General features: G+C 43.6%; 20 protein-coding genes. All 20 read left to right on the forward strand.

Translation table 11 applies throughout. From position 1 onward, the window contains the following. The first annotated feature begins 3 nt into the window (after window positions 1–3). The 20 genes from tagF (at window position 4) to BB427_RS23710 (ending at window position 24306) form a co-directional block, all read left to right on the forward strand. Window positions 4–996 carry a type VI secretion system-associated protein TagF gene (gene tagF, locus BB427_RS04950; protein ID WP_010377050.1) on the forward strand — a complete coding sequence of 331 codons (993 nt, stop codon included), beginning with the start codon at window positions 4–6 and terminating at the stop codon, window positions 994–996. Continuing rightward, window positions 993–2576 (forward strand): TssA family type VI secretion system protein, encoded by a 1584-nt coding sequence (locus tag BB427_RS04955; RefSeq protein WP_069019132.1) that lies wholly within the window; start codon window positions 993–995, stop codon window positions 2574–2576. Before tagF ends, BB427_RS04955 begins: the two co-directional genes overlap by 4 nt. 58 nt (window positions 2577–2634) lie before the next feature. Next, on the forward strand, window positions 2635–3153 hold the full coding sequence (gene tssB, locus BB427_RS04960; RefSeq protein WP_010377053.1) for a type VI secretion system contractile sheath small subunit: 519 nt from the start codon (window positions 2635–2637) through the stop codon (window positions 3151–3153). Between the two features lie 12 nt (window positions 3154–3165). After that, on the forward strand, window positions 3166–4692 hold the full coding sequence (gene tssC, locus BB427_RS04965) for a type VI secretion system contractile sheath large subunit (RefSeq protein ID WP_010377056.1): 1527 nt from the start codon (window positions 3166–3168) through the stop codon (window positions 4690–4692). Window positions 4693–4948: 256 nt separating this feature from the next. Next, entirely contained in the window at window positions 4949–5344 is a 396-nt protein-coding gene (locus BB427_RS04970; RefSeq protein WP_069019133.1) for a hypothetical protein, read from the forward strand. Window positions 5345–5529: 185 nt separating this feature from the next. Next, window positions 5530–6051, forward strand: a complete 522-nt coding sequence (locus BB427_RS04975; RefSeq protein WP_254663582.1) for a hypothetical protein — start codon at window positions 5530–5532, stop codon at window positions 6049–6051. Between the two features lie 165 nt (window positions 6052–6216). After that, window positions 6217–6702 carry an Hcp family type VI secretion system effector gene (locus BB427_RS04980; protein ID WP_010377064.1) on the forward strand — a complete coding sequence of 162 codons (486 nt, stop codon included), beginning with the start codon at window positions 6217–6219 and terminating at the stop codon, window positions 6700–6702. A gap of 78 nt (window positions 6703–6780) precedes the next feature. Next, a complete protein-coding gene (tssE, locus tag BB427_RS04985; RefSeq protein WP_039495807.1) occupies window positions 6781–7182 on the forward strand; it encodes a type VI secretion system baseplate subunit TssE in 402 nt (133 codons plus the stop codon). After that, complete coding sequence (gene tssF, locus BB427_RS04990; protein ID WP_069019135.1) at window positions 7182–8906, forward strand: type VI secretion system baseplate subunit TssF; 1725 nt, start codon at window positions 7182–7184, stop codon at window positions 8904–8906. Before tssE ends, tssF begins: the two co-directional genes overlap by 1 nt. Beyond that, entirely contained in the window at window positions 8907–9872 is a 966-nt protein-coding gene (gene tssG, locus BB427_RS04995) for a type VI secretion system baseplate subunit TssG (RefSeq protein WP_239359309.1), read from the forward strand. Between the two features lie 28 nt (window positions 9873–9900). After that, the gene (gene tssH / locus BB427_RS05000; protein WP_069019137.1) at window positions 9901–12588 is read left to right on the forward strand and encodes a type VI secretion system ATPase TssH; all 2688 of its coding nucleotides are present in this window, start codon (window positions 9901–9903) and stop codon (window positions 12586–12588) included. A 26-nt stretch (window positions 12589–12614) separates the two neighbouring features. Next, window positions 12615–14654, forward strand: a complete 2040-nt coding sequence (locus BB427_RS05005; protein WP_069019138.1) for a type VI secretion system Vgr family protein — start codon at window positions 12615–12617, stop codon at window positions 14652–14654. Window positions 14655–14670: 16 nt separating this feature from the next. After that, entirely contained in the window at window positions 14671–15093 is a 423-nt protein-coding gene (locus BB427_RS05010) for a hypothetical protein (RefSeq protein WP_069019139.1), read from the forward strand. 17 nt (window positions 15094–15110) lie between these two features. Further along, on the forward strand, window positions 15111–16262 hold the full coding sequence (locus BB427_RS05015; protein ID WP_069019140.1) for a hypothetical protein: 1152 nt from the start codon (window positions 15111–15113) through the stop codon (window positions 16260–16262). Beyond that, window positions 16249–17289, forward strand: a complete 1041-nt coding sequence (locus BB427_RS05020; RefSeq protein ID WP_254663583.1) for a DUF2169 family type VI secretion system accessory protein — start codon at window positions 16249–16251, stop codon at window positions 17287–17289. The genes BB427_RS05015 and BB427_RS05020 overlap by 14 nt, the downstream gene beginning before the upstream one ends. Next, complete coding sequence (locus BB427_RS05025; RefSeq protein WP_069019142.1) at window positions 17279–18181, forward strand: hypothetical protein; 903 nt, start codon at window positions 17279–17281, stop codon at window positions 18179–18181. The genes BB427_RS05020 and BB427_RS05025 overlap by 11 nt, the downstream gene beginning before the upstream one ends. Next, complete coding sequence (locus tag BB427_RS05030) at window positions 18178–19200, forward strand: DUF4150 domain-containing protein (protein ID WP_069019143.1); 1023 nt, start codon at window positions 18178–18180, stop codon at window positions 19198–19200. The genes BB427_RS05025 and BB427_RS05030 overlap by 4 nt, the downstream gene beginning before the upstream one ends. Continuing rightward, on the forward strand, window positions 19197–23006 hold the full coding sequence (locus tag BB427_RS05035; RefSeq protein ID WP_069019144.1) for a toxin VasX: 3810 nt from the start codon (window positions 19197–19199) through the stop codon (window positions 23004–23006). Before BB427_RS05030 ends, BB427_RS05035 begins: the two co-directional genes overlap by 4 nt. A 13-nt stretch (window positions 23007–23019) precedes the next feature. Then, entirely contained in the window at window positions 23020–23976 is a 957-nt protein-coding gene (locus BB427_RS05040) for a hypothetical protein (RefSeq protein ID WP_069019145.1), read from the forward strand. 51 nt (window positions 23977–24027) lie between these two features. Next, entirely contained in the window at window positions 24028–24306 is a 279-nt protein-coding gene (locus BB427_RS23710; RefSeq protein ID WP_069019146.1) for a hypothetical protein, read from the forward strand. Window positions 24307–24534: the final 228 nt, after the last annotated feature.

Raw genomic sequence — 24534 nt, forward strand, 5'->3', positions numbered from 1 at the left:
GGCATGTTCGGTTTTTTTAATAATAAGAAAGTCGCCAAGGTACCAACGACTCAGCCATTTGGATTTATGGGTAAGAACCCAATTCAAGCGGACTTTATTAAGTTTAACGTTGACTCAAGAGAAGCAATAGCGCTTGAACGCTGGCTTCAAGAAGGTTACGCAGACATGAGCCGACAGGCGTTGATAAAAGATGCCGCTTCTCAAAAAGAGCAGTCAACGCTATTTTTTATCGCCTCAGGTCAAGACGAAAACTGTTTATTAGGCACACTACAGCCAAGCGAAGATAAAAGTGGAAGACAATACCCATTTTGCTCGTTTGTATTATCGAGTAATGCGGACTACAAACAAAACCCTGCATTTCTATTTAGCGAATGTGGTAGTGCGTTTAAATCATTAGGTTTAAACCATGAGCTGATCAGAAACTGCAGTAGTGTTGAGCAAATGCGCCATAGCGCACAGGAGCTTAAGCAGGTAAGTGAGCTGGTTTCGCAACCGATTGATTTTGATAAGGCAATGTCTTCACTACGAGCTTCACCGATACAGCGTATATGGGATGCGCTTGAACTAGAAGATCTTGACCAGCGAGCACAATTAATCAGCCAAGTGATGTCGGCGCTCAAAATGATCAAAACCCAAGGCTGTTTGCGTTGTCAGTTCGGGTTGAAGTTACCGATGCCACAAGTGGGTGAAGATACTCAATTGTTAGGTGCATTTTGGCTGCATCTAATCACCAATATGGTGGCCGATCATCACTGGCAACCTTGGTGTTTTTATAACTATGGTCAATTGAGCCAGAAAGCTTCGCTGGTGGTGTATTGCAGACCTATGCCGGCCTCGTATTTTGCGTCAGTTTGGCTTGAGCACAATAGCTTGTCGACGACCATTAATCTAACAGGGACTTTGCCACAACATCCGGTGACACCGCATATGTATGAATTGGCAAAAGCATCAAATATGAGTGTTTTCGATGCGCTAAGAAGTTGGAGTAAGTTATGAGTCAACCACATAAGTATCAGAGCTGGCAGCAGTGGCGTGAAAATTTATTAGCGCCTCTAGGCGGCATGCCATGCGGTGACGATTTAAAATACGAAGAGTCATTTAAATTACTAAAAGCCTCTTCGTCAGGTGTTGCTGAGCCAGACTTCAAAGCTAACTTTATTTTGGCATCAGAGCTATTAGAAAAGCAGACTAAAGATATTCGCATTGCGTCGTATCTAGCGTTGGCCGCTACGAATGAGTTTGGGCTCGAAGGTTTGATCCACTCGTTAGATCTGTTTAATCAGCTTTTGCAACAGTATCAGGCGCAGATCCACCCAGTGAAAGAACGTGCGAGAGCATCGGTTCATACTTGGTTCTTACAACAACAACAGCGCTTACTTGGTGTTGCCACAGCGCATAGTGCGACAATGCCGGAGCAGTGGCCAGAGTTAAAGCGCGTACTTGAACAGTATGCAACAGAATCCGTGGCGATACTTGATGCCGACTCAGGTCCGCTTGCTGATTTAAAACACTGGTGTGAGCAAGGTTTGGTTTCACAACCAGTTCCTGTACAACCTGTTGCTACGGTACAAGAGCCTGTCGAAAAGCATGAGGTGGTCACAGCAGAGCAGCCTCAAGTACAGCAATCTGTAGCGGCGACTTCACAGCCTACAGCTGTTGCTTCAAAGCCAGTTTCTACACTTGCTATTGCCGTGGAAGCACCGCAGTCAGACTCGGCTTATACAGAGCAAGTTCGCAAACTATTGGCGTATGACAAAGAAAGCCAAAATTGGATGCGAGCGATTCGCTTGGCACGTGCAGTGAGGTGGGGGGCGCTTGCATTACCACCACACGATAATGAGTTGAAAACGCGCTTACCAGCCCCAAGGCAAGCGGCATTTGTGCCTATTGAAAACGCCTTAGCTGCACAAAACTTTGCTCAGGCGTTAGAAAAGGCAGAAGCCTTATTCATGGAAGGGGCGATGCATTTTAACCTTAATTTACAAAGGCTAACCATCGCTGCACTAGAAGGGCTCAAGTTATTTAAAGAAGCACATTGGATCGATTTAGAGCTCGCCGCAATCGCTGATCAATACCCAACACTGCTCAGCCTTAAATATGAAGACGGAAGTGAGTTTTGCTCAGCAGCAAATCGCGAGCGAATTGGCGAACATAAATTACTAAGCCAAGGTGACAGTGCAAGCACTGATGGCAATCAGAAAGTTTGGTTAGATAAATTTAAAGAAGCGCAGGCGCTTGTTGACCAAAATAAACTTTCGCAAGCACTGCAGCTAATGGAAGGGTTTGCACAAGACAAGTTCGATTTTGCAAAGCAAAAATTATATCAAGCACGTTTATTGATGCGCAGTGAACGCGCTGATCTTGCCTATCCAATGTTTGAGCAGCTGCTTAAAGACATTGAACAGTACCGGCTGGATTTATGGCACGAGTCGTTTGCTCTAGAGGTTTGGCGTTATGCTAAGCAATGCAATGAAGCAGTATCCTCGGAGCAAGGGGATGAATTTGACCTACGAGCAACCGCAATAAAGCAGCAGATGCTCGTAACCAAAGTAAGCTCAGCGATTGACTGGGTTTGATTGTTAACCGCTGGGCTTGTAACGGCAGGCGCAACGACTGATTAAATAAGGAAAGACTATGTCTGATACGTTTCAAAAAGAGATCCCAAGAGCGCGGATTAATATAGCGCTTGAGCTGGAAACCGATGGTGCAACGCAAAAGAGTGAACTACCGATGAAAGTTTTGGTTGTGGGTGATTATTCCAACGGCCAAAACGACAGTGACCTCGCTGAGCGTGAGCGCATTGCTATTAATAAAAATAATTTAGAGCAAGTGCTTAAAGACATGTCACCAAAGGCAAAGTTTCAAGTATCGAACAAAATCGCAGGTGATGGTGAAATCGGTATTAACCTAACATTTGATGATTTTAAGTCATTCGATCCAGAGCAGGTTGCAGCGCAAGTACCAGAGCTTAACAAGATGATGTCGATGCGTAACTTATTACGTGATCTGAAATCTAACTTGCTTGATAACTCAACGCTGAGAAAAGAGCTTGAGCGCATTTTGCAGAACAAACCAGAGCTTGATGAGTTAAAAGCACGCCTAAACGAGTTAGCGCCGCTTTTGTCTGAGCAAGAAAAACAACCGCAAGAGTAAGGACACAAACCGATGAATATGCAAGAAACGTTAAACGTTGAAGCGCGCAAAGAAGAGACTTTGACAGCTTCAGCTTATGAAACAATCTGTAATCTTGTGTCTATTGAGCCGGTTTCTAGTGAAATCAGCATAGATAACTTCCGTGATGCTAATAACCTTGCGGAGACCGACACCAATGAGCGCTTAACTGCTGCTATCAATGTCTTTTTAGACATGGCCACTAATGACAGCAAAGAAGTGTCGCGTATCGACAAGTTATTACTTGATGACTACATCGCTAAAGTCGACAAAATTATTTCTGAACAGCTGGACGAAATTTTACATCATCCGCAGTTTCAAAAAGTAGAGTCAGCATGGCGTTCACTGCGTTATTTGGTGAATCGTTGTCCAAATAACTCAAACGTAAAGCTTGAACTACTTGATGTTGATAAAGAAACGCTACGCGATGACTTCGAAGAAGCACCAGATACCACGCAATCTGCGCTTTATAAGCAAGTGTATACGGCTGAGTATGACACACCAGGGGGCGAGCCAATTTCGACTATGGTGTCAAACTTTGAATTTGATTGTTCAGCGCCGGATGTGTCGTTATTGCAAGAAATTTCAAGGGTGTCTGCAGCAGCACATTGTCCTTTCTTAGGCAGTGTTGGTGCCAAGTTCTTCTTAAAAGATTCGCTTGAAGAAGTGTCAAAAATTCAGGATTTGGGCTCTTACATGGAGCGTGCGGAATTTTTACGTTGGAAGAACTTCCGTGAATCAGAAGATGCACGTTACATTGGCTTAGCGTTCCCACGCTTCTTACTGCGTTTACCATACGGTGACTTAAATCCAATTCGCCATTTTAACTATCAAGAAGACGTTAGCAGCGAGCATCACGAACGTTATCTATGGGGTAACGCGACATTTGCGTTCGCGGCAAATATCGTCCGTAGCTTCCACCAAAATGGTTGGGCAGTAAATATTCGTGGCCCACAATCTGGTGGTCGCGTTGAAAATCTCCCCCTGCATTCTTTTGAGGCAGGCCGTGGTCAAGAAACTAAGATCCCAACGGAAGTACTTATTTCTGAAACCAAAGAGCTTGAGTTTGCAAACCAAGGATTTATCCCTCTGAGCTATTACAAAAACAGTGACTTTGCGTGTTTCTTTTCTGCAAATAGTGCGCAAAAGCCACAAATTTTTGAGACGCCGGAAGCCACCTCTAACTCGCGGATCAATGCAAGATTACCATACATCTACTTGGTATCACGTATTGCACACTATATGAAGGTGATCCAACGTGAAAATATCGGTTCAAGCAAACCTCGTCACGAACTTGAGCAGCAACTTAATGATTGGTTAGGTGCATTAGTTACTAAGATGAATAATCCAGACGAGTCTCTAATTGCTACGCACCCGTTAAAAGATGCCAACGTGACTGTGTCGGAGATCCCTGGTAATCCTGGTTATTACCGTGTGAATACGTATGTGGTTCCACATTTCCAAGTGGAAGGTATCGACGTACGCCTAGCACTCGTTGGTCAAATGCCTGGCGAAAAATGAAGGCCAGCTGAAGAACCAATGAAGCGTATTTAGGGCAGTGAATGCTGCCCATTAATAAGCATGACATTGAACCTTAATTGTAGAGGTTCAGAAGCCGCGGATTGGGCTTGTGCGATATTAGTTGAGCTTGTTGCGTCTAAAAGTGCAAAAAGAAGAAGTGGTTAAACGGGATTAGGTTGATAAGTGCAATGATGGAAAATGGTTACCAATAAAAAGACCAAGTTTAATATGGTTGCTAGTATTAAATGGTATATTTATGAATATAGAAGCAGACCATATTATTTGGAAAATTATATTTTTAGTGCAGCTTTCTTTAACAGTGTTTTCAATATACGACAATCAGCTTTTCACCTCGTCTGAGATTAGCGTTGCGTTTGTAGATATTGTTGTCTTTGTCTTAGATAGCTTGGTTTTGGCAGCAAACTTATTGCTCATATTACAAGTTCGTGTGTTAAGTCGAAGAACATGGGGTTTGGTTGTTTGGACGTGGTGGTTTGCAAATATATACTCGTTGTTAAACGAATTTTATTTGGGGGGTTATACCTCATCTGAAATGTTGTTTTTTGGAAATATAATCTGGTTTTTAATTTTATTCTCCTTGCCTGTATTTAAGTACGGAAGCTTTATAGGAGATCCGATTAAAGCTGAATAAAGTTAAAATGATTTATACTTCCATGATGCACTTTAGTGCATGCGTTAAACGGTGGAAGTGACGTGTGCCTTGAGCTCGTTAGTCAACATCCTAGCGATAGATAAAGGCCGCCGATATAAGTGAATAAACCTATCTAAAGCTGAAATGGTAGCTTTAGACAAGAAACGATGAGGCAATGGATTGTCATGTTTAAACGAAAAGTATGTAACTGGTTGATGGTACTAAGTACAGTCTTAGTGACTAACTTGTCATATAGCCAGGAGATGACACCAGAGCTCTTTTTCGCAAAAAAGAAATTGCAAGAAGCAACTATCTCTTACACCGCAGCGATGGAAACGTGTTTTGAGTATACTCCACGCGTTCGCCCAAGCGAGCTAGAGATAGACAAACTAGAGATAGACAAACTAGAGATAGAATTAGTCGTAGAGGCAGTAAATCACCTGCATTACGTGGCGCTTAATGATTGTATGCAAGACCATGATGTAAATTTTTTAAAAGCAGTTGAGCACTACAATCAGACGGCGCCAAAGGATGAAGTGATCACGGTAGACAGTTTTGTGACGCTTAGATGGAATGAAGAGCTTAGAGCTGAATTCGAATTTAAACAGTTACCCGAAGCAGTTCAGCAGCACTTTTTGCAGCTGGATATACTAAAAACGCCATTTGATGCGGCGACGTTAGTGATGGAATTACGTGGTGACTTGTAACATGTAGTGAAAGATTGCCCCAAGTTGGCTGCCACCAACTTGGGACATGTTCCCAAATTGGCATAAAGCGTGGCGCTTTGTTTGGGGATCAAACGTGAAAAACATGCGTTTGATCAATGCCTTTAATAATTAGGAAACATCTTATCTTAAAAGGAGAAATTAAAAATGGCAATTCCAGCGTATATGTGGTTAAAGGACGACCAAGGTAACGACGTTAAAGGTTCAGTAACTGTAGCTGAGCGTGAAGGTTCAATTGAGATTTTGCATTTCGATCACGAATTGCGTATCCCAACTGATAACGACACGGGCGAGCTAACAGGTACTCGTAAGCACGAGCCTTTTGTTATCACAAAAGCTGTGGATGCTGCTACTCCGTACATGTACAAAGCGTGTTCAAACGGTCAAACATTAAAGCAACTTGAGCTTAAATGGTACCGTATTGATGACACTGGTACTGAGCGAGAGTACTTCCGCCATACGCTTGAAGACGTGAAAATCACTTCAATCACGCCAACAATGCACAACGTTAAAGATTTGGATAAAGAGCGTTATCCTCACCTTGAAACAGTGCACATGCGTTACAAGCGCATCACTTGGACGTACCTAGACGGTAACATTGAGTTCTCTGACTCATGGACTGAAGGTCGTTAATTTCGAGTGTTGGAGGCCTGCTGGCCTCCTTTTCAAGCTTACACTAGTTCGCGCAATGAATAGAGAGCGTATTTTTCTATGGCCTTATTTGATTTGCTAGCTCAACCATCACGTCAAGCCTATAGCGATAACAATTTATCGCATCTAAGCGACAGCGTATGTAAACACCTAACGCAACTATTGAATGCGCGTAGGGGAGTGCTTGAGCACTTAGGTGATTATGGTTTACCGGATGTGGAAGATCTATATGAAGGGCTACCTTATTCGCAGCAAACACTTGCTAATGAAGTAAAAAGAACCATAGAAAAATACGAACCAAGAATTACCAACCTCATCGTTCGACCCATCGACATAAAAGAGGAAAACTGTGTGATTCGATTTGAGATAAGAGCGCAATTAAAAACCGGCGAGATAATCAGATTGAATACTAAGTTTGCGTCAGGTGGTAAAGCAAACGTCAATGCAGGAGGAGCAGATTAATGGATATGCAGCAATATTTTGATGCGCAAATGAGGCTGTTAACACAAGCAGGTAAACAATTTGCTCAGCAGTATCCTGAACATGCCGGCTTTTTAAATATTGACGCGTTAAAGGATAGAGATCCTCATGTTGAGCGCTTGCTCGAAGGAGTCGCTTACTTAACGGCATTTACGCAAAAGCGATTGGATGAGACGCTACCCGAAGTGTCTGAGCAGGTACTCAGACAGATTTGCCCAATATTATTAAATTATTATCCGTCTACGACGGTGCTAGAGTTTGCGCCAAAACTCACCATGCAAGGACTGGTGAGTGTGCCAAAAGGCGCGAAAATCTCTTCCCATAAAAGTGATAACGCCCCTGTGGCTTGTCACTTTACTACCACCGCAGAAACGAAAGTGCTGCCGTTTGAGATCTACTCTGTGGACTATCATGAGATCCACACTGGTGCGACGTTAAACTTACACCTTAAGCGGTTAGGCCAAGGCAGTTTAGATGATTACGATCTCTCTAAATTGCGGGTGTATTTGCGTGGAGACACGCCGCTTTGCGCCAGTCTTTATCAAATGATGAAGAATCCAAACGCAGCGATAGAGGTTGAGACAGGAAAGCTTGGCAGTACGACGCAATATACCTTGAACAAGTCAAAAATTGATGCGGCTTTTCATAAAGACAGCACCGGAATGTTGCCGAATAGCGAACAGAGTCATCCCGCTTATGCGTTGTTGCTTGATTACTTTAACTCTCGTGAAAAGTTCTATTTTGTTGAACTAACGGGACTGGATACACTAAATATTGATCCAGACACTAATACCATCAGCATTAAAATAGCCAGTGATATTAAATTACCGCCCGGTAACAAAGTAAATGCGGATAATATCCTGCTTAATTGTGTACCTGCGGTAAATATCTACTCGGTAGATGCCGAGCCTATCCGAGTCAGCGAAAACCAAACCGAATACCAACTACATCCAGTGCAAAATAAACTTGGAGAGAGTTTTTGTTATAGCGTTAAGTCGGTACAAGGCGCAAGCAGTAGCACTGGAGAAGCCATCGACTTTGTTTCTCGGTATAGCACGGTATATGAAGATAACGCCCATTTGTATTCATTGATAAGCCGTGATATTGGCGGGGTGTCGCCGCAGACTTACATTCAGCTTTCAATGCAAGAAGTGGGTGATATTACTACTTTATCGACGGATCTGTTGGCGCATAACGCGGCGTGGCCAAGGCAAACACTGCAAGAGGGTGATATCAATGCACAAAGCGCTGATGTACCGTCGGTACTTAGCGTTAAAAATGTCGTAAGACCGAGCAAGTTGCTTAATTCTCCTGATCAGGCTTTACATTGGCAGCTCATTAGCTTATTGAATATGCGTTTTTCTCAGCTTGCGGAGCCAACCCAGCTGAAAAAGCTATTGGCGCTGTTTGATTGGTCGGAGCGTTCTGAAAATCGAAACCGTATTGAGAGTATTCAAGGCGCTGAATCTAAACCTATCTCATTGCTACAAAAGGGCGTGTTCGTTAAAGGGATAGAGATCCACTTAACCCTAAACGAAAAGAGCTTTGTTTGCACAGCCGATGCGTATCATTTTTGTGATGTGTTGCATCAGTTCTTTAAATTATATGCGCCAATTAACGAATGTTTAAAAACCAGAGTGACGCTGCTGCCAAGTTACCATGAGTGGGAATGGGACGTGACGGCAGGCGACAGTTATCAGGTGTAAATGATGGAGCAGCAAAACCAACCCATTTGGGCAAAACTGCCAGAGCCGATAGCTAATTTGATGGCCACACCTTGGCGCTTTAGTTTGTACAAGGCGCTAACGCTTATTGAACAGCATTGGGCCAGCAATAACGAGTTACAAAGTGGCCACAGTCATCGCGTTGAAATTGCACCGTATAAAGAACTTGGGTTTCCAGCGTCAGACGTTAGACGCTGTGAATTGCAAGTAAGGCAACGAGGTAAGCTGAGGCTTGAAACGTCATTTCTCGGTTTATATGGCGTTGATGCTGCGATGCCGCACTACTTGTTAGAGCAAGCCGCAGGAGACGAAGAGGTAGGTGCAAGAACACGCGCATTTTTAGATCTTTTTAATCATGTACTGTATTGCCAGCTATTTCAAAGTTGGAAGAAGTCTCAGATTAATCTTGCTGGCATTGGTGCGCAGCAATTTGATCAAATAGTTGCTGCGGTATTTGAAAATAACCAATCGGATAAGAGCAAACTAAACCTCATTAGTGCCAAACAAACCAGTGCAGCTGGGCTTGAGCAAGTATTAAAGCAAGCGCTACAAGACGAAAGCTTAACGATTAAAGATAATATCGTTGAATGGGAAGGTATTACTGAAGCGGGCAAGTTAGGCTCAAAACAAAGCGGTTTCTCATTGGGTGGTAATGGCGTATTGGGTAAACGCGTTTTGGTCACCGGCAATCGTATTTGCATTGAGCTTGGTCCAATGGACGAGGCTGAGGCGCAGCTATATGAGCCAGGTGGTGTAAAGGCGAAACGTTTATCACAATTATTAAATTGGCACACCTCAACCAAAATGAATTGGCAACTGTTAGTGCAGATCAATCGCCAAGCGCGCGAGGGAACTCGGTTAGGGGCTGGCAAGCTTGGGATAAGTTGTGCGATAGGTAAAGTTAACGCACGCGTAGAGAAGAAAATATATTCACAATCACAGTTTTAATGCGAACGGGAATAGCAAGGATTAAAAGATGGACGCAACAGGCATAAAGAATCTCATAGACAAACTCAATCATCACAGCGCGACAGCGTTAGAAGCCGCGGCTGGATTCGCAGCGAGTCGAAAGCATTTTGAAGTGCTACCAGAGCATTACCTATTAAAGTTAATGGAAGAGCACAATGACGGCGATGTTGCGAAGATCTTACCTTTCTTCGAAGTTGATCAAGACGCATTGTGGAATAGTGCGCTCGAATTTATCAATCAACAAGATGCTGGTAACCCGAGCAAGCCGGTTTTCTCCCGTCGCCTCTATGAGTGGTTAGAAAAAGCATGGTTCAGTGCAAATATGCGCCATCAAAATGATTGGATCACAGGAGCTGCGCTGATTGACTCGTTCAAAGACATGGCGATATACAGCCCTGCATTTGGACTGGCGCGCGAGTTCGACAAGATTGATACGCACTTCTTAAAGCAGAATTTAAACAAGATCTGTAAAGGCTCGACTGAGCGTCAAGTATTTAGTAAGCCAAATGCTGACAACACGGTGTCGAATAGCCGTTCACAAGGTGAAAGCGCGCTGGAATCATTTTGTGAAGACCTCACTGAAAAAGCACGTTCTGGTGCAATTGACCCGGTTCTTGGGCGCAACGAAGAAATCCGTCTCGCAATTGATGTGTTGTGTCGTCGCCGCAAAAATAATCCAATCTTTGTCGGTGAGCCCGGTGTTGGTAAAACGGCAGTGGTAGAAGGGCTTGCTCAGCGCGTTGTTGAAGGGCAAGTTCCGTCAGAACTTAAAGAAGTTAAGATCTGCGTACTAGATATGGGTCTGCTACAAGCTGGAGCAGGTGTAAAAGGTGAATTTGAGCGTCGTCTTAAACAAGTCATTGATGAAGTAAAGAGTTCAGCGACGCCCGTTATCTTATTTATTGACGAAGCGCATACCTTGATTGGTGCTGGTGGCGACGCTGGCATGGGAGATGCCGCAAACCTACTAAAACCTGCGCTTGCACGTGGAGAAGTAAGAACACTTGCTGCAACGACATGGAGCGAATATAAAAAATATTTTGAGCGCGATGCTGCACTTGAACGCCGTTTTCAATTAATTAAAGTCGATGAGCCAACCGAGCAAGCGGCAAAGCTCATGCTCACGGGGCTGAAAGATAAATACGAAAAGCACCACCAAATTCAAATCACAGACAGTGCAATTGAAGCCGCGGTTACTTTGTCTGCACGATATATCACAGGTAGACAATTACCTGACAAAGCCATTGATGTACTAGATACTGCGGCTGCTATGGTCAGAATGGGACCGGCAACATCGCCTGTGGTGATTGATAAAGCCAAAGAGCAGATCCGTTACTATCAAAGCAGAATTGAACGCTTGGCGATCGAATCAAAGCTTGGGATTGCAGATCAAACCTGTATTCAAAGTCTCACCGATGCGCTTACACAAGCCCAAGAGCAGCTTGCTGAGCTTGAGCAAAGTCGTGAGCTGCAAATTGATACTTATAATGCCCTACACGGTGCGAGCGACGAGGAGAAACCTGCGATTAGACAAGCGCTTGCTGCATTAAATCAAGATGACAATGCGATTTTCTCCGAAGTGACCAGTGATACGGTAGCGCAAGTGATCGCAAGTTGGACTGGGATCCCTGTAGGTAACATGGTGAAAGACGAGCTGGAGAACTTACTTAAGCTTGAGCAATCACTGGCACAAAGTGTTGTGGGGCAAAATGCTGGATTGACTGCGATTGCACAAACCTTACGGGTAGCAAAAGCGGGTGTATCGGCCTCATCTGGCCCACTGGGCGTATTCTTATTAGCAGGTCCTTCAGGGGTTGGTAAAACCGAAACCGCAAAACACATAGCCGAGCTACTATTTGGTGGCGAGAAGTTCTTAACCACGATAAACATGAGTGAATATCAAGAAGCGCACACGGTATCACAACTCAAAGGCTCACCACCGGGCTATGTGGGTTATGGTGAAGGTGGGGTGTTAACCGAAGCTGTGCGCCAACGTCCATATTCTGTGGTGTTACTTGACGAAGTGGAAAAAGCCCACGCAGATGTCATGAATATGTTCTACCAAGTGTTTGAAATGGGTGTAATGCGTGATGGTGAAGGGCGTGAAATCGATTTTAGAAACACGGTTATCATCATGACTTCTAATTTAGGGGCCGAGCAAATCATCAATGCTTGTACACCAGAAACCGAGCAGCAGGCCATGCAGCAAATGGTGGATGGGATCATTCAGCAGGGTGTACCTGAAGACGAAGAAGCACAAGACAATAACGAAGAAGAAACACCGTTTGAGAGACCGAGCTTTCAGCAGCTAGTCAGCTTAATTAAGCCAAACTTGCTCGCGCATTTTGCACCAGCGCTTTTAGCACGGATGCAGGTTGTGCCTTTCTTCCCGCTTGATACTGATGTGTTAAAACATATCGTGGCACTAAAGTTAGAGAAGGTCGCAGCGCGACTTCGTGACAATCACGCTATACAACTGCGCGTAGATCAAACAGCGCTAGATTATCTAGCCGATAAATGCGCTATGTCTGATAGCGGCGCACGATTGGTTAACGCAACAATTGAACAACAAATTTTACCTGGGATCGCTCGCTCCATTTTGGGCTTTATGAGCGAAGAAGATATGCCAGATCTGCTGACGCTGACACTGGATGAAAATGGTGAAATTGAAGCCGTATTCGCCGACTTAAGTTAACGGTAGATACGAGTAAGGAGACAAAAATGGAAATGTTCGCATCACTTGCCGATAAACTGCCTAAGGCAAACGAGAGTCACTTTGCAATCGAAATTGCGGGGTTGTCTGGGAGTTTATTTAAAGTATTGAGTTTTGAATCACAGAATGACAGCTTATGTAGTGACTATCGCTTCGATATTGAGGTGTTAAGTGAGGAACTAATTGAGCCTGATCTGGTCATTGGTAAAGATGTTACATTTTCCATTACGTGGGCGATGTCTGACAGAACGGTTTCGGGAATTATTACCGAATATGTCTGCCATGGTCGCAGTCATCAAGGCTACGTGTATACCTTATCCTTTCAATCACTTTTGGTGTTGCTCAAGCATCAACGATCTAATCGCGTTTTTACCGACATGTCTGCGGATACCATCGTTAAAAGCGTGTTAGACAAGGCAGGGTTCCCGTCAGGAAAATTGCAATTGAAGGGATCATCACCTTCCCTTGCTATGACAGTACAGTATGATGAAAGTGATTTTGACTTTGTAACGCGTCTAATGCGCCGCTACGGTTTTGTTTACGGCAGCACAGAGTCAACCGGTAGCCAAGCCAATCTGTCGATATTTGTCAGCAGCAGTGATTTTTCTTCAGAGATGGAAGAGATCACTTTGCCTTACGCGTCACCTACTGGACAGGTTAGACCGAGCGAGTCTGTTTTTGCCTTTTCTAAAAAAGCGAGCTTACTAAATAGCGGCTTTAGGCTGTATGACGAAGACTATGAAAAAGGCTGTGCACTGTCCGTTAATAGCAACAATCAAACAGAGGTGGGCGGCTTTGGTGAAGACAGCATATTTGCTGAAAACTTCATGACTGAGGGTGATGGCGATGCACTTACTAAAGTACACCAGCAAAGCATTGATTGTCAGCGAAACCTTTTTGTAATCGATACCGACTGTCGAGCGCTTCGCCCGGGCGTAGCTTTAACCATAACCGATCACCTTAATTACAGCGGTCGATACTTAGTGGTGTCCGTTGCCCACAAAGGCTGTCAAGGCGGTAGTGTTGAATACGGTTCCAAGGTAAAAGGCTTAACCTATAAAAACCAAGCGACGATTATCCCAATTGATGTGCAGTTTAAAGCGCCTGTTATTAAGCGCAAAAAGGTTTTTGCATCGTTTAACGCCACGATTGAGCAAGAAGTCGATGACAAAGGGCGCTATAAAGTCAAGCTGCCATTTAACCAAGATGGTGAAGGAGAAGAGAGTAAACCGACTCGACTTATGCAGCACTATGGTGGGCCTGGTGGGCACGGCATGCACTTTCCTTTAAACAAAGGAACTGAGGTTATGGTGGCGGGCGAAAATGGAGATTTAGACAGACCGGTCATTCTTGGTGCGCTATTTAACGATGAAGCACTAAGCCCGGTAACTGCAGAGAATGCCACCGAAAATAAATTGGTGACGAAGGCAGAAAACACTTTGTTGATGGATGACAAACAAGGCGAAGAAAAAATCCAACTGTTCACCAAAGCGCAAGAAAATATGCTCGAATTTAATGCCACAGAAGGCAGCGAATTTATCAAGCTTGAAACCAAAAAAGGTTACATCGATATTAAATCGAAAGAAGCGATGACGCTGCAATCACAAGCGAATATTGTGGCACAAGCCGACAAAGAAATAAGCATTCGCGCAGAAGATGCGGTGTATATCCAAAGTATTGAGTCCAATATTGAGATCAATGCCAAAGAAGCGATTCAACTCACTGCAGACACCGACATTAAAATTCAGTCTGCTGACAGCAATATTCAATTTGAAGCGCAGCAATCCATTAATCTTGAGGCCGCGCAAGACATCAGTTACTTCAGTGTTGACGGTAATGTTGAGCTTGCGGCGCAAAATGGTAACTTCACCATCAATGCCGATAGAAACATTTCAATCGTTGGCCAAGGTAGCGGCTCAATTCAGCTTTCTCAAGGCGGCGGCAAAATAGAAATTGATGCGGCAGGTAATATTACCATTGATGCGAACAACTTGAACTTAAGCGCCAGCAACATTTCAGTGTCTGGCTCAGCAATTAGCCATAACTAAGCAGGGAGCAAAGTCTATGAAAACCAATGTCATACAATTTCCACCATCGTTGAGTAACATCGTATGGCGTGTATCTGCCATTGATAAATTAGGCAAAGTGTTACGAGTGAAGTGTGACGAATCTAATGTAGAAATGAAGGTTAAAGGTCAACTAGACAGTGTGACACGCGTAAGTATTGACGATGAAGTGTTGCTACATAGCGTGGCAATGCCTATTGTTCTTGGTCGCTTATCGGCACCGAATGACTTTCCGGCAGCGTCGGTGACAAATAACAACGGTACCGTGGTGTTAAATGGCGAGCAAAAAGTCTGTGTTAAAACCAAAAATGGCAGCATTGCGATCAACGGCAATGGTGAGATACAGCTTGAAGGTAAACTGTTAAACGCCGATATTGAGCAAGATCTCAGCCTCCAAGGCTGGCCAATTCGATTAAATTAAGCTGATACGGTGTGACTATGTTTTTAGCTGCAACCAAATTGGCCGTTCACCGTCAACAACTCAAGTCGCTTTGGCGTCATTATCAAAAGTTTAATGCGCGCCAAATAGTTGAGACTGGGCGTTTACATGCCCTTGAAAAACAACTATTAAATCATGTGTATACCTTAGCTGCGACGGACGAAGAACACTGGATAAATCGCTCTCAACTAGATTGTATCGCGCACGGGTCGATTGACGATGTATTTACGTTAACCCAAGAGATTGACTCACCTCAGCTGTTGTTACTCATTAACCATCTCTTTGGGACAAGAGCACTTGAAGATCAAGCAAGTGAAATCATCACGGCGATTAACAGCGAACCTGCGCTTGCTGAGCTGCTCATTCATAACTTGTCAGCATGGCGCATTGATTTAGGTGATGCACTCAGGCAGCGAATTTTATCAACAGATGAAAATTGGCCTACGAGCCTTATCTATTTAGCATTTAGTACGGCTAACTTGTCGCGCCACCAACTCATGGCCGCACTTGAACATAGCAACCCTGAAATTGCCTACACGGCATTGGTGAATATGTGGCTGTGTAATACAGAGCAACTTTCAGAGCACTTAGTGAAGCGGTTTGCGATGACCGATGATGCCGCGCTAAAAGCAAAACTATTGCAGCTGGCAGGCTTACTCGACGAACCAAAATGGGATGAACCATGCTTACTTTATTGCCAGCATAATCCAAGCTACATTGCAGAAGTGTTTCCGTACTTTTCTCATACCCGTTCGTTACAAAATCTAGTTAAGTTACTCGAAGTCCCCAGTACCGCTCGTCCGGCTTACGAGGCGTGGAAACAAATCACCGATCTCGACTTGCCTGAAGAATTCGCAATAAGTGATGCAGAGACTGGTATTCAATCTCAAAAATCGCAAAAACTGCCCAGTTTTAAGCAAGCAGAATACGAACGCCAAGCCTTAATAACAGCAAATACCCAACATCAACTCGCAGGGCGTAAAGTCTCTGAGCCAGCGGCTTGGTTACAACAGGGGTTGGCTGGCCTTGCAACTCAGCGCAAGCTTTCCAAGATTTCCTCGCACGCACTTGGTGCTGCGCTTTTTTACATGCCGATGGCTTATCTTCAGTGGCAATCAGTGAAACAGGAGTTGAACCATGCTAGTGAATGAATCCGAGTGGCAAAGTAGCACGGTTGAGGCTTGGGATGAGGAAAAAGATCCCATCGTAGTCATCGCTGTGAAGCAAAACTTTGAATACGACGTAAAGGGTAATGTGTATCCTGATCCAACTGGAGCGCCTGTTGTACTTGCTGATGACTTTGACGGTGAAGGGCTTGAAGCCTGCCTAACCGCCGTTAGCGAAGTTCAGCCTTATAAAACCGGTTTTGAAGTATACGGTGAATTGACCTGTTTTCCACCAACCGATAAGCAAGCGCGAGTGATTGAAGTTGGACTAAAACTCGGCTGTAACGACAGGGTATTTGTTGATAAATTACTTCGAGTTACTGGTGAGCGTGTGTGGAAGCGATCGCTATTCGGGCCCGTGGCGAGCGATCCACAAGTATTATCGTCCTGTGTATTAAATTACCAACTTGCCTATGGCGGCACAAGTCCGTCGGATGAAGAACAAGTTTCTACCCAAAACCCTCTTGGTCGTGGTTATAAGCTCAAGAATAAAGAAGCGAAAGGCCAGCCATTGCCGCAAGTGGAGTATGCTAATCAGGTATTAAAAAAACCGAGTCACGACACTGCGGTTGCAAGCTTTGCAGCGATCCCACCATTTTGGTCGCCAAGGGGTGACAAACTCCCAGAGGTTGACGAAGCCAAAGCCCTCGCGGGTAAGTTTCCATTTAAAGAAGTAGTCCCCGCTGCGCATTATCAAGTCGCGCCGCAAGACCAACAAATTCCAAACCCGTTTAGTGATGGCTGGTGGATTGAAATGATGGGCTTGACACCAGATTTACCTTATGGACAAAGCCTAAAGCTAACGTTGCCGAGAATCGTACCTCGCTGTCGTTTGGTTAATGGCCCAGACGCCACGCCTATTGATATGCAGTGTGATACGCTGGTAATTGACTCGCAAACACAGCAGTTTTCATTAATATGGCGAGGAAGGGTAAAAAAGAGCCAAACAGGCAGTAACAGTGTGTTCTTAGTAGAAGAGGCACAAGCGCAAGGAGTGGCACATGCAGTTTGAATTAATCGCGCTAGAAACCCCCGCCGGTAACCACCCCAGTGCTATATATACCGCCGTCGCAAATAACATGCGCTTTTGCACGCCAAGCAAAGCAATTGTTAGATATGATATAAGCCTCGATGCCCCATACTTGCGCGCGCAAATTGAAGAAATCTCGGTCACACGACGTAAAGACCGCTGTTTAGCCATTCTTGAATCTTTGTTAAGTCAGACAAAGCAACGGCTTGATGGCAGTGCTAACACGTGGGATGGCACCATTAATCTAATTACTGCCTACGCAAAAGCAGAAGAGCCATTTATAGAACTGTCCGATGTTAGGGCGCTTTGTGACCATCTTGACCTGAACGTTGACGATATTCAGTTGTATCAAGTGCTTGATACAGATTCGCTCTCGCCAAATAGTCTCTATATATTTGTAGATAGTTGCGTTGGTTATGATGAAGCGTCAAAGCCAAACTGGGTAGGCAAGCTACAAGTTGTTGGCGGCCCTGAAGGTGTTGTATTAAGTGAAGGCGGTTGCGTACTGCTTGGTACAAACGCGAGTAAAGATGGATGCCAAATTAAAGCATATCAGGGCGGCTTAGGTGAGCTATTAAAAGAGCTGCACGCGGAGATAAACGAGCCTTATATTTCGACCCGCTTACTCAGTGAGCAGTGGCAAAGAGAGTGGCTCAATGCCAGCCGCGCCTTGTACCAAGAACACGACGCGTTAATTGAACTCAACAACACGGCAAATACCATTGGGTATATTGGCGCTGGCCATAATGCAATGGGACTTGCGGTTGCCAGTAGTTATCTACATAACCCGTTAAATAGCCATATTGACAGAGTGTGGCTGATCACCGAGCAAGAAAAACCACAATTAATCTCAGTAACAAGGAGTGTGTTATGAGCTTTATCGCAGCAGTAAAGGGAAAAGAACCAAATTCGATTCAGTACGATCAAGATGCAATGTCTGCGACGCTTCGAGTAGGCGGGAGTGTGTCGTGGCGACATAATAATCCCGCATTGCTAAAGCTTACTATCGCAGCGAAAAATAGTGGTGCTATTGGCTGTGTAAATGGGATTGCCGTATTTCCTGATAAAGCAAGCGGTGAAAACGCATTTATAGATGAGATTGCGCGGGCTAAATATGGCGATATGATGCTGGGTGAAATGATAACCGAGTTTGCCAGTGACTATATTGTCCCACCGCCTAAGTGGAACGATGGAAAAAACGAGCCAATTCTACCTCATCAAGAGCCAGAGACTGGCATGAATATGCACATGCCCATTGACAACGCTCGGGCATTTTTAGATTTGGTTGAGCGCAAAATAGGATGGCAAGCTGGCACTGAGGAACAAATTGAAAAAGATGTAGATAGCGAAGCACAACAAGTCGGTATCGTAAGCGGCCAAAACGTATTAATTAATGGTCGCACTGCAGTCCATAAAGACAGTGGTGGCATGCTAAATACCATAGATGTTTGCTGGACTAAGATTGGTAAGGTTGTTGTGCCAATTCCTTATAGCAATCTCGCCAAATCGGGTGATGCAGCGAGCACGGCAAGTTCGGTAAAAATCAATGGCAACCCTGCAGCCAATATAAAAAGTAACTTTTCAAAAAGCACAGGCGATCAGCCCGGCAGAAAAAAAGGTATCGCTAGCGGCACTATAAAAGGCAAAGCCGAATTTATTCTCGGCTCTTTTGATGTGTATATCGAAGGAAAACCCGCCGTTCGCCAAGGAGATCTTATGATCTCTAACAGTAAAAATACGCCGCCTTCTCCCCTTAACCAACCGGGTGGTGCTACTCCTAGCTCACTGTCAGTGGCAAAAAGAGATGCAACCCCCGATAAATCAGGAAGTAAAAAGTTAAAAGTAAGCGTATCAGGTAAAGAGTATTACAAGGATGGAGTGAAACTAGGATGAGTGATTTTACAGTACCAGACTTAACGAATCTTGAAACCGCTCACAGAGAGCTGGTTTTTGAAGGGCTAGCAAACGACCAAGAGAAAGTGTCTTTGATGGTTGCTGATACTAACCCAGATCTTGGCACTTCGGGATACTACAAAATACCACTTGGTACTTCTTCGGCGAATGACACTGCGCAAGATGCAGAAGTGGAGTTGGTTCATATTTATCCGTTGAGAATGGGGATAGAGGGAGAAGATCAGCTAAGAGAAGGGTTTATCTATATTTACGTTGACGGTCATTTGTGGCGAGAACTGGAAGTACTCCCAAGGGAAAATGGTGAGGGTGTCGCGTTTAAAGATGTCAATTTAGCCTTTCAAAAGGGTCATAGAGTTATTCGTGTTGCTGAATATTCGTATAAAAAAGATAACTATGGTAAAGAGTGTAGTGTAGACAATACAGAATTAGCACTTGAGATGGTTGACAAAGGTGAGCGAAAAGCCACCACAGAAGAATTAAGTACCATCATCGTTCCAAACAAGTTGTATGGTCAACAGTGTAGTGTAGAAATTGCTTATTCAGAAACTCAATGGAGCTGGAAGCAAATTGAAGCATTTGGCGGTATGGCTGAAACGGATCCGCGTTTAAATTATGGACCAAGTGTAAAGCCCGGTCTTAACGGAGACAAAGCGACCAACAGACGTGCCAACAGAATGCAAAAACTCGATAAACTGGCAAGTTTTAAGCAGGGTTACGATAATTCGACATTACCCGATCACCTAGTTTTACCTGTTCCAGATATGTCAGGTGTGTATGTACCGGTACTAGCCGACAGTTTAGGGTTAGCCCGTGACACCAGCGCCAGAGTTGCGATATACCGCAAGGAGTTGTTAAGCCTTCCCGTAGAATCAATACAACAAGACCCTGAATTTAAATCAGAGTCAAACACAGAACGTTTTGAACCTAGTCCAAACCAATTGGCAAAGCATTCGTTAGCAACTGCAATTCAGAGCACTTTCTTTCACTATCCAAAAGGAATAGAAAAGAAGAAGGCGCTCGGAGTGGAAGTTGATGAAGACGCCGAAGATCTTGCACAGCAGTATCGGGAGTATATAGAAGATAGCTTCAGCACCACTGAATTTAGAGAATATCTACACACTGACCGCGCCTTTGAACTCGGTCTGCAAATTAATCAATCAAAAGCGAAGCTCTTTGAGATTATTAGCGACGAGCAAAAAAACAATTCTTTTTATTACTCCATTGAAGACTATGCCTACTACGATGATATACGCCGGTGCTTACTATACGCAGTATGCTCCGATGTACTCGGCCCAATAAAGGACTTAACCATTACCCTGATCAGTCATTTTGCGGTGTCAGACGATGATTTCAAAAAGTTAGATGAATTGGATGCGAATGACTTAGGGCAAGAATGTTGGCTAAAAGCGATGGGGACGCATCCGACTGAAAGGCTAAGATTAATTGAGCTGTTCTATCCTAAAAAGATAAAGGATGAGATGACTGCGTATGAGTGCCGTCTTAAAGGTTCAAACGACGAATTTGACACGCGCTTTGATCTTACGCTTATGCAAGATAACTTGCAGCCCATGCATGACCAAGACGCATCATATACAGATGCGGTAAAACAAGTGCTCCGAAGAGCCTCACAGGCGATGTGGGGATTTTTGGTGATTGGCCTCGAGGTGCCAACTGGATTAAATGCAGCCCAAGGGCAGGATATCAAATCGGTATACGGAGACCGTAAAGCCAAAGCAGAAACGTTAGCGCTTGATACAAATGCACTAAAAGATGAAAAGGTGGAACTAGAGCGCTCTATTAAAGCTAAACAAGCAGAAATTAGTGCATATATTAAAGCGCGTAACCAAATTTTAAATGCGGCTGTTGCAGGAGGGATGAATCCTGACTCAGTAGTGGCACAGCTAGACTTACAAATAAAACGCCAAGAGCAAGCATTACGTGATATCAAAAAAACTGCCTCCAATGTGCAATATCAACTAACGAATGCAAAGAGAGAGCTTAGTGCATTGTCAAGCTCTATAGAGTATGCAAAATCAGCCAGATTTGAAAACAGTGTCAGAGGGGATCTCTTTGGTCGATTTAAGCAATTAGTAGATGTTTCGACAAATGGTTTGATAAAAGAGATTAACCTATCAATTGCAGATTATTTAGATGGCAATTTACCTGATGGATTTTTACCTCTGGATTTTCAGTCAAAAGCTGAACGAGCATCTAAGCGCCTGAATGAGCTGGAGAAAGCGGCAGAGGCGTTTGCTGATAGTCATCAGAAGAATCCTGTAGCACACCCTTATGTCAGAACTGAGTTGGGTGGAGGACAGATTGTTCAGCAACAGTTAGATCATATTTTGTCTCTGGATGGTACCTTGGGTGAAATTGAAAAAACACTGGAGCGGCAAAAAATAAAAGCCGAATTTGCACAAAAACGCTTACAGCAAAAAGTATTGGTGTTGGATGCGAGAAAAGTTAAAGGCTTGACCGGTGATATAAATTCAGCTGAAGCAAAGATCAGAGACTTAGTAAATGACATTGATATACAAGAGTGGCAGTTTGATAGTCTACAAAAGGAAGTTGAGTCATTGGAAAGACTCTCAAAGTTTAGTGTAAAACCTCGAACTTACAATATAGCGTTAAATGGGACACTATCTTTTATTGCTGCATTAGAAGTAATTAATTTATACGACACAATGACAAATGCTAACGCTAGTGGGCTTGCTAAAGTGTCAGCTGTATTTGACTTTGCCGATATTATGATCAACATCGGTGCGAATGTGGTAGAAAAAAAGGCAGGGTTACCCACCGCGAAACAGGTTAACGCTATTTTAAGGAATTCAGCGGAACATATATCCCCAATTGGGATGTTAAGAGGAATACTGGTTTTTACTGCAAATGCGGTAACATTAATTGCTGCAGCTGTTAGCGCTTATGTTGCGTTTAAGGATGCGATGTTAGAAAAGGAAAGCGGAGATACCGCATTATATTATGCCAATATGACGATGATGGTGGGTTTTTTGTCACTAACCGCTTCAGCAAGTTTAGTCGCTGCAACACATTTAATTTCCGCTTTAAGTGTTGGCGCTGTCGCAACATTTGGCGCTATTGCAAGTGCGCTAGGGTTATTGGGGTTGTTGATTATCTTGATTGGTGCTGGCCTACTACTGATTTTTCATGAGTCTGAAATTGAGGCTTGGCTAAATGCCTGTCCTTGGAGTAAAAAGCGCCAACAAAAATATAAAGACGATAGCAATAAGTCTTCAGCTATACGGGCGTCAACATGGCAGCAAAAAATGGAAAATGCGTTAACCGATTTTTACAGCATGTTGTACTCTCCCTCGATAAATATTCAAAGATTTTTAAGTGTGTTTAAGGTACAGGTAAGCGCGCCACTAACCAATGAATCAGAAGGGTTTTCTGCTCGTTTCTATTGGTCAAAAGAAGGTGATGATAAAATACAGGAGATAAATCATCATCAGTTGGCCAAGCTTAGCAGTGGTTGGAAGCTATATCCTAATCGAACCGGTTATTACTTTGAGTTCACTGAAGGTAAGCTCTGTGAACTGTTAAACCTAGAAGTTGGTAGCTCTATTGAGTTAATCATAGAAGTAGAAAGTTACCCCAATGGTAAAGGTAAAAAAGTGATAGAAAGTGCAACTAAGTTGTACTCTTTACCAACGGTGGTGACTAAAAAAGACGATGGTTATTTGATCACTAAAGGGGTTCGATACATTAAAGAACTTTCAAGATTAAATCAAAAGTTCAGATTTCCTGAAAGGCCGCCATTAAGATAGAAGGAAACGAAGAATGAAAAAGATTGAAGATATGACTCAAGATGAGTTAGATAAATACCTAGAGGAAAGAGCGAAAGAAAGAGAACGATATTATCGAGAAGAAGCTACCGAAGAAGAAAAAAGAGAAAGAGCGAAGAGGCATGCCTATGTAAATCGTAGGTCAGGCTATAGACTTAGTGGTGTTTTTTATGAAGAACTATCCAAAGATCATCTTCATAACTTAAGCTATAAGGAACGCTTAGCCAAGGCTGAAGAACTAAACGGTTGTAAGTTTAAAGACGCAAAACCCTGTAAAGACAGATTTGCGCCAAGAGACGACTTTAGTGGTGTAAGTTACTCGAGTAAATGTGATGGTCGGGTTGTTTCCGTACCGCGCTCTCCAGGGCTATGGTCACTTAGATTGCTTTCATTGGTATGGGGTCCTTTGGCTGGAATAAGTTTATTAGTAGTTAGTATGACAGACGACAGTATGCCTGCTTGGCATTCATGGTTAGGGCTGTTTTTACTGACTGCATTCCCTTTAATAATGTACAAATTAGGGAATGCAATTCGTTTTATTGATGCAATAGAGTTTAATCGCCATACCGGTCTGGTAAAAACGCCTTACACCTTATTCAGAAAGCCATTTTATATCCCCATAGAAGATCTTGAGTATGTTGTTGGTCCAGAAGTAAAGAACGCACGAGGTAGCGCATCGATGCAAACGGGTTACTTAAGTTGTAGAAAATACCCAGAACATTATTGGTTTGGAAATCGTATTGGGATTGCAGGGGGAGGTGATGTTCACGATTGGTCACAAATGAATAGGTTTATGGATATTACTCAACCGATTGACGAGTACTATCACAAATCTATGGAAATCCAGTTTAAGAATAACAGGAATGCTCACGGCAATAGCCCATTTCCAGAGGTGATGAAAAAGTACTTTGATGCCGACGACTGCCAAGTAAATCGCATGGAAGTGTGGTAGGGCGTTAATCATTACAAGTGCTTTATGGTAGTCAACTAAAAGGAGTTGTTGATGAAAAAGATTGAAGAGATGACTCAGGAAGAGCGGAATATTTATTTAATTGAGAGAGCTAAAGAAAGAAACAGAAAGTACCGTGAAGAAGCTACCGAAGAAGAAAAAGAAGACTTCGCAAAAATTGATGCGTATATAGATAGAGAAACAGGTTATCGCCGAAGTGGTGTTTTTTATGAAGAACAAACGAAAGATTATCTCCATAACCTAAGCTATAAGGAACGACTCGCCAAGGCTGAAGAATTAAACGGTTGTAAGTTTAAAGATGCAAAACCCTGAAAGACGCGTTTGCGCCGAGAGACGATTTTGATGGCCCTACACGCCTTTTTGGCGCTTGGAATTGTGACGGTGAAAAAGTTGCGGTAGTTCGTCACCCAAGCCTAATACTTTTTAGAATGGTAATCACCATATTGTCCGCAATTGCTGGATTTATGTTGATTGTACTGACACTGGTTGATGCATTTCCGGTAGACTATTTATACTTGAGTTTGGCAGGTCTTTTCGTCA

Source organism: Pseudoalteromonas sp. BMB (assembly GCF_001709235.1).
GTDB classification, from domain to species: domain Bacteria; phylum Pseudomonadota; class Gammaproteobacteria; order Enterobacterales; family Alteromonadaceae; genus Pseudoalteromonas; species Pseudoalteromonas maricaloris.